This is a genomic window from Flavobacterium cellulosilyticum (genome assembly GCF_004349355.1).
In the GTDB taxonomy this organism is placed as follows: Bacteria; Bacteroidota; Bacteroidia; order Flavobacteriales; family Flavobacteriaceae; genus Flavobacterium; species Flavobacterium cellulosilyticum.
Window position 1 is genome coordinate 1 of sequence record NZ_SMFK01000014.1, and the last position, 17,088, is coordinate 17,088.

The following is a 17,088-nucleotide window of genomic DNA, read 5'->3' on the forward strand; positions in this document are numbered from 1 at the left end:
CGATGCCAGCACAATTTTTAATAATTTTTTCTAAACTACTCATCGCTCAATGAATTAATGAAATAGAAATAGGCTCAAAATATACTAAGTGAAAAGATATTACTACCATGGGGGAAATTCATTAGAATAGAACTCACCAATATTGCTTAATATAATATTTTGAAACAAAACTCGAACTCAGGTAATTAACACTAATTGATTTACTGCTACACTGCCTAATTCTAATTCAGATTATACACAAAGATAACGTCATTTTATATTGCTTTTTTTTGAAAAAAAATTACACCTCGAACTGACGAAAAATTATCATCAAAAACTAATTACAGCCAACGGGTTATTTTTTATATTTTTAATAATTGCACCGAAAGAGTGTAATTAAGTCTATTTTACAATAATCAATTTTTTTAGTGATTTATTTGAACTGCTTAACAATTAATTAGTTTTTTTTATTATAAAAAAAGTAGTCAAAAGGTTTTTGTTAGCAGTAGAACTACTAATAATTTAAAAGTTTTAAAGGAAACATACCAATTAAATTTTTCACTAATCGTATAGGATGTAAATTTAATTTCATATTAGTCTTTTCGCCTGCAGTTTTAATGGTTATATTTCCTGATTGAGGACATTTAACAACTAAAAAATAATTTTTCAACTTTGGTATTGCCTTAATTTTGGCATTATTATATATATTTGCAGCATTATAGTATTGATTTGAATTCATGTTTATCTACATTTCAATTTATAATGATAAAGAAAATAATTATTTTTTTTTTGCAAATATTATATTTAGGGATAGTTATTATGTAACTATTCAAGGGGAACCCTTATTCAATTATCAAATAAAACCATTCAATATTTTATTTTAACGTTGATACTTAGGCTATTGAATTGATTGCATGCAGAAATAAAACTTTATATTTTTCAAAAAAACATCTAATAATTCAAGTTAATCTCCAGGGCATACTTTTTAATGTAATTAAGTCAATAGTTTTTGAGTAGCGTGTCCCTATAACTATCAGTAAGGAACAAAATTTATCGATAAGTTATATATTTGAAATGACGCGTATTGAGAATAAGATAATTTTATTAAATTCGGTTCTTAATTGATTTTTTTTATGCTTTTTACTACAAAAAAATTGAACTGACGGCTTGATAATTGCACACAACAGCTTTTAGGTAGCAGATAAGGTTTAACTATACAATTTAGGACAACAATAATTCAAAAACATTAGTTTAGAAATATGGAAATAATTCTGATGTTTAAAAAATCGGGTTAATCGGCTATTGAATAGGTTAATTGGTTAGAGGAAAGGGGTTAAGCGGTTAGTCATAAATTTGAATGTTTAATTTAGTTAACCAATTAACCAATTAACCAGTTAAACAGTTGAAATAATTAAGCAATTAAACAATTAACCAGTTAACCACTTAAAACAGTTAACCAATTAACCAGTTAAGCAATTAACCACTTAAATAAATAATCAATTATTATAGGAAGGCGGATACGCCAACTTGAATTATTTCGAGTAGCGGTCAAAACAAATTATAATTATATTAATAAAAAAAAGTCATAATGAAAATAAAAAATATTTGTTGTTTGGGTGCCGGTTATGTAGGTGGACCAACCATGTCGGTAATCGCTTTAAAATGTCCTGAAATTAAAGTCACCGTTGTCGATTTAAATGAGGCACGTATTGCAGCTTGGAATGATGATAATTTAGATAATTTGCCAGTTTACGAACCCAGATTAGCAGAAGTAGTTGGCGAAGCAAGAGGTCGCAATCTTTTTTTCTCTACCGATGTGGATGCAGCAATTGATGCAGCAGATATGATTTTTATTGCAGTTAATACACCTACTAAAACCTATGGTGAAGGAAAGGGTATGGCTGCTGATCTTAAATTTGTGGAATTGTGTGCCAGACAAATAGCCCGAATAGCTAAAAACGATAAAATTATTGTTGAAAAATCGACATTACCCGTTCGTACTGCCGAAACCTTACAAACGATACTGGACAGTACTGGAAATGGGGTGCATTTTGAGGTCTTATCCAATCCTGAATTTTTGGCCGAAGGCACCGCTATCGAAGATTTATTCAATGCAGATAGGGTGTTGATAGGAGGGAAACAAACTCCAAAAGGAAAAGTTGCAATCCAAGCCTTGGTTGATGTGTATGCCCATTGGTTGACACCAAAACAAATTTTAACCACCAATGTTTGGTCTTCCGAATTGTCTAAATTAACGGCGAATGCTTTCTTAGCGCAACGGATCTCCTCAATAAATGCTTTATCTGCATTGTGCGAAGCGACTGAAGCAAATGTTGATGAAGTGGCCAACGCAATTGGAACTGATAGTCGAATTGGTCCAAAGTTTCTAAAAGCTTCAGTAGGATTTGGAGGTTCTTGTTTTCAAAAAGATATTTTGAATTTGGTGTATCTGTGTCGTTTTTTCAATTTACCTGAAGTAGCCAATTATTGGGAGCAAGTCATTATTTTGAACGATTATCAAAAATACCGTTTTGCAAAAAAAATAATCAGTTCACTATTTAATACCGTTAGCGATAAAAAAATCACCTTTTTGGGTTGGGCTTTCAAAAAAGATACCAATGACACACGGGAGTCTGCAGCCATTTATGTGGCCGATCACCTTATAGAAGATGGTGCTCAAATACATGTATATGATCCTAAAGTTTCTGAGGCAAAAATAAAAGCCGACATGAGCTATTTATGGGAATTAAACGGACTAACTGAACACAAAATAACCGCAAAACTAAAACAACTATTTGTATACAAAACACCAATGGAGGCTTTAGATCAAGCGCATGCAGTTGCTGTATTGACCGAGTGGGATGAATTCAAAACATACGATTGGAAATCTATCTACCAAAACATGTACAAACCTGCTTTTGTATTTGACGGTCGTAATATTTTAGATGCAGATAAATTGACAACAATTGGTTTTCAGGTTAAGGGGATTGGAAAAGGATAAAATAATGCATTTCAAAAGCAAAATAAGCAATAAGTTGTTTTATTGATATTGATATAAACCAATAGTAAAGAATGAGCAAGAGTTTAGATAAATTAAAACAACACAGGCATTACGATAAAAGCGTAAACATTCTAAAGTTAATTTCAATTGTTGGTAGTACCGAGATTTTACTAAAAGGAATTGGATTTATTTCAGGAATTTTGATAGTAAGATTACTACCTATTCAAGAATATGCTTTTTACACACTAGCGAATACTATGTTAGGCACTTTGGTTGTTTTGACTGATGGAGGAATTTCTAATGGAGTTATGGCATTGAGTGGTAAAGTATGGCAAGACCCTAAAAAATTGGGTTCCATTTTAGCAACAGGTTTGGACTTAAGACGAAAATTTGCGGTTATTACATTACTGTTTGCAGCACCAATTATTATCTATTTATTAGTTCTCAATAAAGCTAGTTGGTTAACAGCTTTATTAATATTATTATCTTTAATTCCAGCTTTTTATGCTGATTTATCGGATTCCTTATTAGAAATAACACCAAAATTACATCAAGATATTGCAAGTTTACAAAAAAACCAATTAACAGTTGGATTTGGAAGATTAATGTTAACCCTGTTGACTATATTTATTTTTCCTTGGACCTATGTCATACTTTTAGCATCAGGACTCCCCAGAATATATGGTAATTTAAAATTAAAAAAAATTAATGAGAAGTTTGTCGATAGCAACCAAAAGCCAGATCCAATAATAAGAAAAGAAATTTTGAGAATTGTTACTCGTATTTTGCCCAATATTATTTTCTTTGCTTTTTCAGGACAAATTGTTATTTGGATATTATCGGTTTTTGGAAATACCAATGAGTTAGCTAGTATTGGAGCTTTAGGTCGGTTTTCTATACTTATAGGGCTTTTTACTAGTGTATTAGCAACACTTTTTATACCTCGATTTTCTAGATTGGGGGATCATAAATCGAAAATACTAAAAGCTTTTTTTATTTTTCAATTGATACTTTTTTTATTTTCAGGTTTTGTCATGTTGATTGTTTTGCTATTTCCTGCACAAATGTTATGGATTTTAGGCGCTTCATATAGTGGATTAACTTCAGAGCTTTTTTTAATCATATTGGCTAATTGCATTGGTCTAATTTCTTCTTTGACAGGAAATTTGATAGGTAGTAGAGGTCATTTTTTAAATCCAATACTAGTAATGACAATGAATTTAGCTACTGTAACTGCAGCTTTTTTTATTTGGGATTTATCAACACTTCACGGAATTTTGTATTATAGTATTTTATACCAATGTATTTCTTTAATGGTGAATTATAGTTTTAGTTTTTATAAATTAATTTGTAGATAAGCAATGATTACTCCACTAATAAGTATCATAATTCCAGCTTACAATGCTTCCGATTTTATATTAGAAACATTAGAGTCAGTTAAACAACAAACCTATACTAACTGGGAAATTGTTTTGGTAAATGATTGTTCCACCGATAATACCATCGATATAGTAAATGAATTTTCGGGCAATGTTTCTAATTATGTAAAATTGATTATAAATCAAACTAACTTAGGTGTAAGTGAAACACGTAATGTAGCTGTGGCTAATGCATCTGGTTCTTGGTTGGCTTTACTCGATAGTGATGATGTTTGGTTGCCGAATCATCTTGAAACTTTAATAAATGAGGTAGCAAAAGATTCAGATTTAAACTTAGTTTATGCTGGATGTCTCGTGTTTTTAGATGATGTTAAAAATATTATATTCGAACAAGTAATTACAGATGGAATGCTAAATAATTTTAATATTTCTTTGTTTACTCATCAAATAGGAATTAATCCATGTACTGTTTTGTTAAACAAAAAATCTTGGAATAGGATTGGTGGTATGGTTCCAAACCTTCACCATGCAGAAGATAAAGATTTATTATTCAGATTAGCAAAAATGGGAACTAAATTTAAATTTTCAAAGCAAAATACCGCTTTATATAGAAAGCATTCTAATGCAATAGCTGCTTCTAATAATGCATCTAAAATGGCATTAGGGTCCATATATGTATATGAAAAACATTTTGACTGGGAAGCCATTCCATTAAAAATAAGAATTGATCAATTGGCTGATGCTTATTTGTCTTATGCTAGACTTATAAGGCATATTGATATTAAGATTGCTGGTCAGTATAGTTTGAAAGCACTTAAAACAAAGAAGAGTATTAAGAATGTATGTTACTTCATTGCTTTTAAGACTTTATCATTCCTTTAATAATCGAGAAACATGAATAAAATATTTTACTCAAAACCAAGCTTTACCGATTCGACTTGGGCTCTTCTTGCTATAACTCGTTTTTTATTGGCTTTAGTTGTTATGATTTCTATTGGGCATTTAAGTGATTTTACCAGTGAAGGCAGTATATTTAATTACCTAAAAGATTTTGGAGGAAAAACGGCAGTAATGGTTTTTCTAATGGTTTCCGGTATTTCTGTTGGATATTCTTATTCTGAAAATAAAAACGGCTTTTTTAAGCGTCGTTTTTTACGAATTTATCCCCTGTATTTTATGGCCATATTAGGTACTGTTATACTACAATTTTACGTGGGATCACCGTATCATGTAAATAATAGTATGGTTTTTGTTGCGGCTGGAAACGCTACTAGTATAGCAAATTTTTTATTATTGCAAGGTGTAGTTGCGCTAAATATTATGTATAATTCCCCTGTTTGGTCACTAAGTGTAGAAGTTTTTTTATATATGATGTTACCAATATTTTTTATACTTCGGACGCGTTTTCTTTATTTAATAGTAATCATATCATTGTTTTTTTATATTGGACATTCGTATTTACCTTCTATATCATTATTTGGCTTCCAACATTTGATGTATGCTTGGCCATTTATTTTAGGGTTTATAATAACTGTTAGAAAAAAAAGTTGGAGTATAATACCTTTTATTTTATTAGGAACATACGGTATTTATTATAATTTTTTAAATGGCACGGTATTCGAAAAATACTCTTATGTTTGGTTCTTTTTTTCTGTTATATTGATTTTTATTATTTTATATACTAAATTAAATTTATCAAAAAGGTATTTAACTTTTTTAAATTTTTTAGGAACTATTTCTTACCCAATGTATTTAGTTCACATACCACTATATATTTTTTTATATCATTTAGGTATACGAGAGTCCTACCTTTTTGTATTATTAGTTATTTTAATATGTATTCCAATTAATTATATTTTTGATGTATGGTTTAAAAAAATATTTTGGAAACCGCTTGTTAATTATATTGAAACTAGAGTTAAAGAATTTAAATTAAAAAGGATTTCTAATAAAATTTCGAAAGCATGAAAAAGTTAGCTGGTCAAGGAGGTCTAACCAAAAAAATAAGCACGGCAATTGGTAATTCCAATAAGGCAAAATTTTTAAAGGAGGTTGATTCAAATTTGGCTCATTTATTAGCAGAAGTCAATCAGAATAAAGTCATTGCTATGGAAGTGGCTAGTTTTTCCTCTTGTAATGATTATCCTGAACAACTTTTGTCTCTATTATCTTATGTTCGTTATGTAGGGATTCCTATAAAATGGACTATTTATTCTGATGGGTCGCATACTCAAAAGCAGATTGATCTTGTTGAAAGTAATTTTAATTTTGTTGTTTTTAAAAGTATGAATTTTGCGGAATTATCATCTATTGAACATTTGTGTAAGGATGAAATTAAACCCTATCATACCTATATTTTGGATTATGGTAAAAAGTTTGCTTTAGGAAGACGATTATTTTATTATTTACATCATAAAATTGAAGTTCCAACTTTATTCATTGACTCCGATATTCTGTTTTATGATAAAGCTAGTTTATTTAATCTCATTTTAACAGAAAATCCAAAACCAGATGGTTGGTTTATGCCTGATCCAGTTTGGGGGTGTTTGGATAGTAAGTATAAAGAAATTCACTCTGAGCAATTTTATCAGGTTAACGCTGGTTTGATGATGTTAACTAAAGAATTTGAGGTTTTGAAAAATGGGTTGGATTTTTTTAAAACTATGAATTTTGAGTATGAGTATTTTAGCGATCAAACTATTTTCCAGATTATATTAAAGGATAATTCATTCATGCCATTAACTCCTAAAACCTTCATTTTAGATATAGGAGATCAATTTGATTTCTCCTATTTATTTAAACCAAAACAGATGGCTGTACGTCATTATACAGGGCCAGTTCGACATAAAATGTGGCAAAATAATTACAAATGGCATTTAGGTTTATAAAAGAATAAAAATGAAAAAAGGCATTGTTTTAGTGGCGAACTTGAATAGTCAATGGTATTGTGAAAATTTAATTTACTCCATTCGAAAAAGTGGTTGCACGTTACCTATTCGATTGATTCATTTTGGAGGAGAGCCAGTAAACTCAAAAAATATCCTTGACGAAGTAGAATTTTTAACTGTTGATGACTTTTCAGAGGAAGCAAAAGCTTTTATACTCAATTTACGCAATGTATTAACGGATTGTCCAATGGGATTTTTATACCGTTTTTTATCTTGGTATTCCGATTGGGATGAATTTATTTATGCGGATAACGATATTGTTGCTTTGATGAATTGGGAACGTTTGTTTGATTTTGCAGAGGGGTATGACTTGGTACATGCAGATACAGAATATACCACTATTGGAATATATAATTATATAGAACCAATAAAAGTTCAAGAAATTTTTGGGAAGGATAGTTTAAATTCTGCGATTACAGCAGGACATATACTTGTAAACAAAAAATCTAAGATGATAGCCGATATGAATGCAGCAGTAGAATGGTTTAAGCAATATCCAGAAATACCAAGGAAACATGATCAATCTTTATTACATATAGCTTCATTACTTGGGGATTGGAAGATTCTTAACCTTTGTAAACCACCATTCAATTGGTTGAGTTCTTGGTCCGGAGATTATAAAAATAGTTTGGATTTGATTCATGCCATACAAGGAGGATATATACAAAATACATCTTCCTATAATAATTGGAATTCAAAATTGTCAGATGAGGACAAAAAAAGATACAATCAAGAATCTATATCTCCATCTTTAAATGTGCCAATTAGTCATTTGCATTATTCGGGTAGAGGCTATATAGGGAATGAGTCCATTGATGATTTGATGTTTTCTTATCAAAATAATAAAAAAAAGATGATGAGTTTATATAAAATTCATAGTTCAGATCTATTTTACATTACATACATAAAATATCAATTCAAGCGTATTAGAAGGAAATTTAATCAATTATATAAAAAACAACAATAAATGAATTCAGCAATTTGTACTGTTTTTGAAGGACACTATCACTATGGTGTAGCAGCTCTTTCTAACTCATTATATAAAAAAGGATTTCGTGGTAATATATATGTTGGTTACCGTGGTGCTTTGCCTAATTGGGTTATGAACGGAAAAAGAGAAACAATTGGTAAATGGAAAGATGCGATTACTTTAACTCCAGTTGAAGGAATACAACTTCTTTTTTTACCAATAGTCACCAATTATAATATGGCAAATTACAAACCCGATTTTATGTTGGAATTATGGGAAGGCCCAGCAAAATATGAAGAAGCACTCTTTTATTTTGACCCTGATATTGTTGTAAATGATTCCTGGTCTTGTTTTGAACAATGGGTAAACTGTGGGATAGCTCTTTGTGAAGATGTTAATTCTCCATTACAGGAATTTCACCCTCGCAGGGAAGGTTGGAGAAATTATTATAAAAAACACAATATTGATTTAGAATTTAAAAATCAAATTTATGTAAATGCGGGTTTTGTCGGACTTCTTAAAAAGAACATTTCTTTTTTGAATTTATGGATTCAATTTCAAGAGGTTATGGGACCCGCAATTGGAGGTTTAGAAAATTCCATTTTTTTAAATCAAACTCATAATTCTACCGTATTGAAATTAGAAGGATTTCAGATTTTTGATAAACCAGATCAAGATGCCCTTAATGCTACCATTGAATCTTATGATGGCACTATAAGTTATATGGGCAAAGATGGGATGGGGTTTGTCTTGGGTGATGCAACGATGTTTCATGCTCTGGGAAGTCCCAAACCTTGGAAGACAAATCAATTTCTAAGAGCTTTTAATGGAAGAACACCGAGAATAGTAGATCTCGCATACTGGAAAAACACTAGCTATCCCATTTTAGCACATTCTAAAAACGAAATAAGTAAGAAAAAAATAGCTATTAAAATTTGTAAGTTAATTGGAAGGTTTTATAAAGTGTAATTTTTTTGGCGCAATAATTATATGATAATTATTTTCAATTGCTACACAATTCTGCGTAGTAAAGAAGATTTTAGTGATTTTATCCATAGGTTGTTTGATGATTTATGTTATAAGTTATTTGCTTTGTAAATATTAATGTTATTTAATTCATAAATATAATAAGTTTAATTTTGGTAACGAATGTAATAAATGGTTAAGAGATGAAAATACACACAGATTTTGCTTTATTAGAATACGGCAAAGGGGTTGATATGCTATTTCCCTTTTACACATCTGAACATAATACCTCTAATAGAGGAGATGATAATGAGGTTATAAAGGGGAGGTTTGATTCTTATTGTGAATATGCTAAAGATAACATAGTAATAACGGGAATTGAAGAAGCTGATTTTGTTGTTATACCCATTTATATGCCATTTAGCTACCCTTCAACTGAAACACCTAAAGAACTGGTGTTATTTATAGAGAAGTGTATTAAACATGGAAAAAAAATCGTTGTTTTTTCAGGTCATGATGTTGGCAATGTGTCTATAAAAATAAAAAATGCTGTTATTTTTTCTGGAGCTGCCTATAAGTCGAAAAATGCAGATGGTTTGTTGTCCTTCCCTCATCTATTTGAGGACTTTATAGAAAGATATAAAGAAGGAGAGTTGGAAATTAGAGATAAATCTGTTATTCCCCAAATCGGTTTTTGCGGATTTGCACCTCCTTTAAATTTATCATTTGGAAAAGCTAAGTTGATTGGATTGGCTAAACTTTGGGTAAATTATTTTGGCTTGATGAAGTATATTCCTAATTTGTCTTCACATTCCTATCGTGCAAGAGTGATTATTGAATTGAATCGAGCAAAAGGTATAAAAACAAATTTTATCATAAAAGGAAATTTTGGTTTTGGTCCTTCAGGTTTGAATACAGGGGAGCACAAAGTAGATAAGAATACCTATCGACTAAATTATATTAATAACATTCTTGATAACGATTATACTCTTTGTGTTCGTGGGATCGGGAACAATTCTATACGATTTTACGAAACGCTGTGTTGTGGACGAATCCCCATATTTGTAAATACCGATTGTATTTTGCCTTTTGAGGATAGTATTGATTGGAAAAATCTATGTGTGTGGGTAGAGGAAAAAGATATTTATAGGATTGGTGAAATCGTAAAAGAATATCACAATAATTTGTCAAATGATGAATTTAAAAAAAGACAAGTACAATTACGTAAGATATGGGAAGAATATTTATCTCCAGTTGGTTTTTTTAGCAAGATTAGTATGTTGATGGAGAAATAAATATTTTGATATTGTAGTATTAAAACTAAAGAAAATTAAAAACAGCTATGAAAATCCTCTTCCTTTGTGGCTCATTACAACCAGGACATGATGGTGTAGGCGATTATACTCGACGTTTGTGTGGAGAGCTAATAAAAAATGGTCACCAAGTTCAAATATTAAGCTTGTGTGATAAGCATTCTACTACTTTTTCTATTGAAAAACAAGAAGTAGATGGAAATGAAGTTATAGCACATCGTATTTCTAATTCAACCTCAAATAATCAGCGAAGTGTTTGGGCACAAGAAACCTTGAATAAAATTCAACCCGATTGGATTTCATTGCAATTTGTTCCTTATAGTTTTAACCCAAGAGGATTGCCTTTTTGGATACCTTCTTTCTTAATGAAATTAAAGGGCAATCATCAATGGCATATTATGTTTCATGAATTGTGGATTGGAATGAATTTGAATGCTACATTTAAAAGCAAATGTATTGGTTTATTACAAAAAGGCTTGATTATAAAAATTTTAAAAGGAAACGATAAAATTATAATAAATACCCAAACAGATTTATATCAATCTAAAATAGCAAAACTAGGATATGATGCGCAACTACTACCATTATTAAGTAATATTATTAAAAATAATGATTCTGTAAAAATTTCTACCGATGTAAAGGAATTGAAATTTTGCTTTTTTGGAAGTATTCATTATGGAGCACCTATAGAAAAATTTATTCATGAATTGAAACAAGTTTTATTGTTGTCGAATGAAAAAAAGGCATTAAAATTTGTTTTTATAGGTAATTGTGGTATTGCTATTGAAGAGTGGAAACAAGTATTGCTAGCCAATAACATTAATTTTGAAATTACGGGATTTGTTAGTGATGAAGAAATAAGTATTTTATTGACCAGTTGCCAATATGGTATTTCAACAACACCCTACATTTTATGTCAAAAAAGTGGGAGTGTGGCTGCTATGTTTAATCACCAAATACCAGTTTTGAGTGTTGCAAGAAATTGGAAAGTTAAGGGTTATTATCAAGAACCATTTTTAAATTTAATTAATTATGAAAATTTAGATTCAATACAAGATTTTTTGAATAGAAAATTTATAATTTCAAATAATAATAATTTAGAATTCGTAGCAAATAATTTTTTAAACGTTTTGAAATAAGGTATTTAATATGGCTTCTCTTCAATATTTGTGGAATAACAGAACTAAATTTAAGTGGTTTAGTAAATCATTTTTTAAATGTTGGGCTAAGCGACTGTTGACTTTTTTTGAATTGATTAAATATAATAAAAGAAGAAAAAAACTAATTAATGATGGTGCTATTATAGCTGAAACAGCTGAGATTGGAATAGCTATTATTAATGGTAGAAAAAATAATCTATCAGTTGGGGATTTTAGTACTATAGGCAGGGCTGAAATTGCCTTACATGACAAAGTGACCATTGGTAGCTATGTATGTATAAATGATGGAGTAGTTATTTTGAGTGCTTCTCATGATGTTTTGGATCCATTATGGCGTCATAAAAAAGCGCCCATTTTTATTGGTGATTTTGCCTGGATCGCAACTAATGCCATTATATTACCTGGAGTAACTATTGGTAAAGGAGCAGTTGTGGGAGCAGGTGCCGTAGTAAGTAAAAATGTAAATGATTATGCCATTGTCATTGGCAATCCTGCTAAAGAAATAACAAAAAAGAGAAGTGATATATTGAATTATAATCCTTGTGAATTTCTAGCTACAAATAACGCATGGTTAAAATGATATTGTTTTCGCACCCTACTTTAAATGCCAATGCTAAGGCATTAATCAATGGTTTATATAAACATGAACTTTTATATAAATTATATACTTGTATTGCTGTTTTTCCTGGTCAATTTTTATTTAAATTAGGAGATAACGGTAGATTAAAAGATTTAAAACGAAGAAGACTAGATCAATCATGGCAAACCTTTACAGTTTCAAAATCTTTTTTTGAATTTGGACGCGTGTTAGCTTTAAAATTTAATGTAGTATTTTTACTAACACATGAAAAAGGTTTTTTTTGTGTTGATCGGGTGTATAAAATGCACGATCAATGGGTTGCTAATAATTTAAATAAAGCAAAAAAGGAAGGAATAGCAGGAGTTTATGCCTATGAAGATGGGGCATTAGCTACTTTTACAAAAGCAAAACATTTAGGAATAAATTGTATTTATGATTTGCCAATTGGCTATTGGAAAAGTGCTCGTTTGTTAATGCAAAAGGAATTTGAGATTAATCCTGATTGGTCCAGTACACTTACTGGCTTTAATGATTCTCAAGCCAAATTGGATAAAAAAGACCAGGAGTTAGCCTTAGCGGATGTTATTTTTGTAGCCAGTAGTTTTACCAAAAAGACATTAGAAGACTATTCCGGTATTTTACCAGAAATAAAGGTCATTCCTTATGGTTTTCCACAAGTAAATCAAAAAAAAGAATACTCATCACTTAGTAATCGAAAACTTAAAGTTTTATTCATCGGTGGTCTATCGCAGAGAAAAGGGCTTTCCTATTTATTTGAAGCCGTGTATGGATTAGAAGACACGGTAGAGTTGACTATAGTTGGGCATAAAGCAGTTTCCAATTGCAAGGCATTGAATAATGCTTTAGAGCAGCACAAATGGATTCCTTCTTTGTCTCATGATGAAGTTTTGACTTGCATGCGTGAAAATGATGTATTTGTTTTTCCTTCGCTTTTTGAAGGTTTTGGTTTGGTTATTACAGAGGCCATGTCACAAGGAGTACCAGTCATTACAACAGATCGAACCGCAGGACCCGATTTAATTCAAGATGAAGTGGATGGATGGATTGTTCCAGCGGGCTCATCCAGCGCAATAAAAGAAGTTTTCCATAAAATTTTTGATAACCCAGAAATATTGGAACAATTGGGATTAGCTGCTCAAAATAAAGCGAAATCTAGACCTTGGTCCGTTTATGGTCAAGAAATGGCTGATGCACTCTCTTCCATAAATATTTGCTAAACAAACGGATAAATGCATACAATTACAGAACAAAAAGTAATTCCAAATTATAATTCTATAAAAATAGCCGTTTGGTTGTATTTTTTGTTATGGATTTTTGAAGGGGCTTTGCGTAAATGGATTTTACCTAGTTTGGCTACTCCCTTATTAGTAGTGCGTGATCCTATTGCTATATATATAGTTCTAAGAGCATTATATTTAAATGTTAAATTTATGAATCCTTATGTAGTTCTAAGTTTAATATTTACCCTATTAGGCTTAGCCATAACTCTTACTTTTGGACATGAAAATCTATTTGTTGGGCTATATGGGGCACGAATTATGTTGTTTCATTTTCCTATGATTTTTATTATCGGAGCTGTTTTTACAAAAGAAGATGTACTCATTATGGGACGTGTGATGCTGTGGATCACTATTTTGATGACAATTATAATTTATTTTCAATTCACAAGCCCGCAATCTGCTTATATTAATATTGGTTTAGGAGGAGAAGGAAGTGCAGGTTTTGATGGTGCTATGGGGTATTTTCGTCCTTCAGGTACCTATTCTTTTATAACAGGATTATCTGCATTTTACATTTTGGCTTCAGTATTTGTATTTTATTTTTGGTTGTCTAAAGATTCTTGTTCAAAATTATTGCTTATTGCTAGTACCATTGCATTGCTAATTGCTCTGCCACTTACCGTGAGTAGAACAGCCGTTTTGGGTGTTTTATTAGTAGGACTATTTACATTTATGGGTTCATCCACCAGTTTTAAATCAATTATAAAGGTATTTTTTACTGTTATAATTATTTTTAGTTTATTTACTGTTTTACAAAAAACGACTGCAATTTTTAGTCTGGGTACTGAGGTTTTTATGAATCGTGTTGATACAGCTGGTAGTCAGAAAGGGGGATCAATTTTTTTGAGAACTCTAGAAGGATTTACGGAACCAATAGTTAATCTTATGAATGAGTCTTTATTTAAAGGTAATTTAGGGATGGGTACAAATGCAGGCGCACAAATGTTAACAGGAAAAACAAAATTTTTAATATCTGAAGGGGAATTAGGCCGTTTGGGAGGTGAACAAGGGCTTATTTTGGGAGGTGGTCTTATCGCAGTACGATTATTTTTAGCAATAGCCTTGTTTTTTAAATCGATACGATTACCCAATCCATACAAATTGTTGCCTTTAACCTTTTGTGGTACGGCTTTATTTTTGATTACACAAGGACAATGGGCGCAACCCAGTATCTTAGGCTGTGCGGTGATTGCTACAGGTTTGTTAGAAGCAAGTATAAATAGCACATTTAAAACAGAATAAATGCAAATAGTACTTTTTACACATCCTTCTTTTTTAGACCATCAAAGTATGCCTCGTTTTGCCAAAATGGTTAAGGAAGGGATGCAACAAAAGGGACATGAGGTGATAGTTTGGAGTCCAACTGCTTTGTTTTTTAAACTAGCATTTAATAAACCAATTCTAGAAAAGTGGTTGGGCTATCTGGATCAATATGTTGTTTTTCCGATACTAGTACAATATAGATTGTTCAATTGTAGCAAAGATACTTTGTTTGTTTTTGCTGATAATGCTTTAGGACCTTGGATACCTTTAGTAAATAAAAGAAAGCACGTAGTGCATTGCCATGATTTTTTGGCACAACAATCAGCATTTGGTTTATTGCCTGAAAATAAGACTGGATTAACAGGAAAGTATTATCAAAAATTCATTCGTTGGGGATATCGAAAAGCAGACAATTTTATCTGTATATCAAAAAAAACGCAATCTGATTTGCATTTATTGTTAACCAAAGCACCAAAAATATCTCAGGTGGTTTATAATGGTTTGAATCAAAAAATTGAGCCAGTAACAAATAAATTCAAATTAAGAGAAAAACTATCTAATAGATATAGTATCGATTTATCTAAGGGTTATATTTTGCATGTTGGAGGTAATGCTTTTTATAAAAATAAATTAGGAGTTCTTGAAATTTACGACCAATGGACCAAAGATTTTGAAGTCAATGTTCCTTTGATTTTAGTTGGAGAATTGCCAACTGAAGAAATGATTGTATTTAAAGAAAAATCTATCGCATCAAAATCGATCTATTTTATAACTAATATTGATGATTTGCAATTGCAACAGTTTTACCAAGGGGCTTCTGTTATGGTTTTTCCATCTCTATATGAAGGTTTTGGTTGGCCAATAATAGAGGCTATGGCTTCGGGAAGCTTGGTAATTACAACAAATGAAGATCCGATGCGGGAAGTAGCTGGAGATGCTGGGTTTTATATTCCAAAAAAAACATTCAATTTAGAAGAGATGGTGCAATGGAAAAAAACTGCAGCTCAGGAATTAGATAAGGTAATGCAACTTAACCCAATTCTACATGATGAGGCAATACAAAAATCGATATTACGTTCAAAAGAATTCTCATCCCAAGGTTTTATCAATTCTATAGAGATGGTGTATCAACAAATTATACAAAACAAATGAAAGTAATTCATTTTATAGGGAGTATTGACAAAACTGGAGGTGGAACAACGGAATACATACGTTTATTAGGTAATGCTTTGAAATCAAGCATAGAATTAATTGTAGCTACAGGCCTATCAGATTCTCCTATTACAATTGATGGAGTTAGGATTCAATTTTTTGATACTAAAGTTTTGCGTTGGTTTAGTCTTTTAAATGAGTTTCGAGTTTTTTTAAAAGCAGAATCTCCAGATATTGTTCATATAAATGGTATTTGGAGTCCAGAAAACTGGGGATTTCAAAAAATAGCACAAGATTTAGGTGTTAAAGTAGTATTGTCTCCCCATGGGATGCTTGAGACCTGGATTTTGGCTCAAAATCCTTGGAAAAAAAAAATAGGCCTTTTTATATACCAAAACAAGGCTATTTGTAATGCTCAACATTTGCATGCTACTGCACAGATGGAAAAAAATAGCATTAGAAACTTAGGATATACGAATGCTATCACTATTATACCAAATGGAATTGATCTGAGTGAAATTAAAAAGAAGAAAGAGAGATTTGGAAGTAAAAAAATGATATTTTTATCACGTATTCATCCAAAAAAAGGTATTGAGCTACTTCTTGAAGCTTGGGGAAATACTGATACCAAAGATTGGACACTCGAAATTGCAGGTAATGGGGATGAAAATTATATATTAAAATTAATTGAAAGCGCTCAAGATATAAAAAATGTTAGTTTTGTAGGAGCCCAATATGGTGAAGCCAAATGGGATTTTTTGCGTTCTGCTGATGTAATGGTTCTACCAACTTATAGTGAAAATTTTGGTATTGTAGTAGCTGAGGCACTAGTAGTAGGTATTCCAGTAATCACTACGAAAGGAACGCCTTGGCAGGATTTAGAGACATACAATTGTGGCTGGTGGATTGATTTATCGGTATTGAATTTAAAACTAAAATTAGAGGAAATTATTGATTCAACAGATGATCAAATAAAAACTATGGGAGATAATGGACGTCGTTTGATAAAAGATAAATATGACATCAAAATAGTAGCTAAAAATTTAAATGAATTGTATCAAAATTTAATATAAAAG

Annotated in this window: 15 protein-coding genes; 14 read left to right on the forward strand and 1 reads right to left on the reverse strand. The window is 30.9% G+C overall.

The features are described from left to right. Positions 1 to 493 precede the first annotated feature (493 nt). A complete protein-coding gene (locus E0F76_RS19380; RefSeq protein WP_165932722.1) occupies positions 494 to 718 on the reverse strand; it encodes a hypothetical protein in 225 nt (74 codons plus the stop codon). 849 nt (positions 719 to 1,567) lie between these two features. Between E0F76_RS19380 and E0F76_RS15625 the strand changes: the two genes are divergently transcribed. The 14 genes from E0F76_RS15625 (at position 1,568) to E0F76_RS15690 (ending at position 17,085) form a co-directional block, all read left to right on the forward strand. Continuing rightward, complete coding sequence (locus E0F76_RS15625) at positions 1,568 to 2,980, forward strand: nucleotide sugar dehydrogenase (protein ID WP_132008234.1); 1,413 nt, start codon at positions 1,568 to 1,570, stop codon at positions 2,978 to 2,980. Positions 2,981 to 3,051: 71 nt separating this feature from the next. Next, positions 3,052 to 4,338, forward strand: a complete 1,287-nt coding sequence (locus E0F76_RS15630) for a lipopolysaccharide biosynthesis protein (protein ID WP_132008237.1) — start codon at positions 3,052 to 3,054, stop codon at positions 4,336 to 4,338. Between the two features lie 3 nt (positions 4,339 to 4,341). Next, positions 4,342 to 5,241 carry a glycosyltransferase family 2 protein gene (locus tag E0F76_RS15635; RefSeq protein ID WP_132008240.1) on the forward strand — a complete coding sequence of 300 codons (900 nt, stop codon included), beginning with the start codon at positions 4,342 to 4,344 and terminating at the stop codon, positions 5,239 to 5,241. Between the two features lie 12 nt (positions 5,242 to 5,253). Next, positions 5,254 to 6,327: an acyltransferase family protein gene (locus tag E0F76_RS15640; protein ID WP_132008243.1), complete on the forward strand. Its 1,074-nt coding sequence runs from the start codon at positions 5,254 to 5,256 to the stop codon at positions 6,325 to 6,327. Beyond that, on the forward strand, positions 6,324 to 7,247 hold the full coding sequence (locus E0F76_RS15645; RefSeq protein WP_132008246.1) for a hypothetical protein: 924 nt from the start codon (positions 6,324 to 6,326) through the stop codon (positions 7,245 to 7,247). The genes E0F76_RS15640 and E0F76_RS15645 overlap by 4 nt, the downstream gene beginning before the upstream one ends. 10 nt (positions 7,248 to 7,257) lie before the next feature. Continuing rightward, the gene (locus E0F76_RS15650) at positions 7,258 to 8,274 is read left to right on the forward strand and encodes an alpha-mannosyltransferase (RefSeq protein WP_132008249.1); all 1,017 of its coding nucleotides are present in this window, start codon (positions 7,258 to 7,260) and stop codon (positions 8,272 to 8,274) included. After that, the gene (locus tag E0F76_RS15655; protein ID WP_132008252.1) at positions 8,275 to 9,246 is read left to right on the forward strand and encodes a hypothetical protein; all 972 of its coding nucleotides are present in this window, start codon (positions 8,275 to 8,277) and stop codon (positions 9,244 to 9,246) included. 200 nt (positions 9,247 to 9,446) lie between these two features. Next, the gene (locus E0F76_RS15660) at positions 9,447 to 10,538 is read left to right on the forward strand and encodes an exostosin domain-containing protein (protein WP_132008255.1); all 1,092 of its coding nucleotides are present in this window, start codon (positions 9,447 to 9,449) and stop codon (positions 10,536 to 10,538) included. 47 nt (positions 10,539 to 10,585) lie between these two features. Next, positions 10,586 to 11,695, forward strand: a complete 1,110-nt coding sequence (locus E0F76_RS15665; RefSeq protein WP_132008258.1) for a glycosyltransferase family protein — start codon at positions 10,586 to 10,588, stop codon at positions 11,693 to 11,695. Positions 11,696 to 11,807: 112 nt separating this feature from the next. Further along, a complete protein-coding gene (locus E0F76_RS19920) occupies positions 11,808 to 12,296 on the forward strand; it encodes an acyltransferase (RefSeq protein WP_281275292.1) in 489 nt (162 codons plus the stop codon). Next, a complete protein-coding gene (locus tag E0F76_RS15675; RefSeq protein WP_220398936.1) occupies positions 12,284 to 13,534 on the forward strand; it encodes a glycosyltransferase family 4 protein in 1,251 nt (416 codons plus the stop codon). The genes E0F76_RS19920 and E0F76_RS15675 overlap by 13 nt, the downstream gene beginning before the upstream one ends. A 12-nt stretch (positions 13,535 to 13,546) precedes the next feature. Further along, positions 13,547 to 14,839, forward strand: a complete 1,293-nt coding sequence (locus E0F76_RS15680) for a hypothetical protein (RefSeq protein WP_132008264.1) — start codon at positions 13,547 to 13,549, stop codon at positions 14,837 to 14,839. Continuing rightward, a complete protein-coding gene (locus tag E0F76_RS15685; RefSeq protein ID WP_132008267.1) occupies positions 14,840 to 16,012 on the forward strand; it encodes a glycosyltransferase in 1,173 nt (390 codons plus the stop codon). Further along, the gene (locus tag E0F76_RS15690; protein ID WP_132008270.1) at positions 16,009 to 17,085 is read left to right on the forward strand and encodes a glycosyltransferase; all 1,077 of its coding nucleotides are present in this window, start codon (positions 16,009 to 16,011) and stop codon (positions 17,083 to 17,085) included. The genes E0F76_RS15685 and E0F76_RS15690 overlap by 4 nt, the downstream gene beginning before the upstream one ends. Positions 17,086 to 17,088 lie beyond the last annotated feature (3 nt).

Excerpts from the sequence above, each read along its gene's own strand:
- E0F76_RS15650 (WP_132008249.1), top strand. The coding sequence starts at position 7,258 with ATGAAAAAAGGCATTGTTTTAGTGGCGAACTTGAATAGTCAATGGTAT.
- E0F76_RS19380 (WP_165932722.1), bottom strand. The coding sequence starts at position 718 with ATGAATTCAAATCAATACTATAATGCTGCAAATATATATAATAATGCC.
- E0F76_RS15665 (WP_132008258.1), top strand. The coding sequence starts at position 10,586 with ATGAAAATCCTCTTCCTTTGTGGCTCATTACAACCAGGACATGATGGT.
- E0F76_RS15625 (WP_132008234.1), top strand. The coding sequence starts at position 1,568 with ATGAAAATAAAAAATATTTGTTGTTTGGGTGCCGGTTATGTAGGTGGA.
- E0F76_RS15685 (WP_132008267.1), top strand. The coding sequence starts at position 14,840 with ATGCAAATAGTACTTTTTACACATCCTTCTTTTTTAGACCATCAAAGT.
- E0F76_RS15660 (WP_132008255.1), top strand. The coding sequence starts at position 9,447 with ATGAAAATACACACAGATTTTGCTTTATTAGAATACGGCAAAGGGGTT.
- E0F76_RS15675 (WP_220398936.1), top strand. The coding sequence starts at position 12,284 with ATGGTTAAAATGATATTGTTTTCGCACCCTACTTTAAATGCCAATGCT.
- E0F76_RS15680 (WP_132008264.1), top strand. The coding sequence starts at position 13,547 with ATGCATACAATTACAGAACAAAAAGTAATTCCAAATTATAATTCTATA.
- E0F76_RS15655 (WP_132008252.1), top strand. The coding sequence starts at position 8,275 with ATGAATTCAGCAATTTGTACTGTTTTTGAAGGACACTATCACTATGGT.
- E0F76_RS15635 (WP_132008240.1), top strand. The coding sequence starts at position 4,342 with ATGATTACTCCACTAATAAGTATCATAATTCCAGCTTACAATGCTTCC.
- E0F76_RS15690 (WP_132008270.1), top strand. The coding sequence starts at position 16,009 with ATGAAAGTAATTCATTTTATAGGGAGTATTGACAAAACTGGAGGTGGA.
- E0F76_RS15640 (WP_132008243.1), top strand. The coding sequence starts at position 5,254 with ATGAATAAAATATTTTACTCAAAACCAAGCTTTACCGATTCGACTTGG.
- E0F76_RS15630 (WP_132008237.1), top strand. The coding sequence starts at position 3,052 with ATGAGCAAGAGTTTAGATAAATTAAAACAACACAGGCATTACGATAAA.
- E0F76_RS15645 (WP_132008246.1), top strand. The coding sequence starts at position 6,324 with ATGAAAAAGTTAGCTGGTCAAGGAGGTCTAACCAAAAAAATAAGCACG.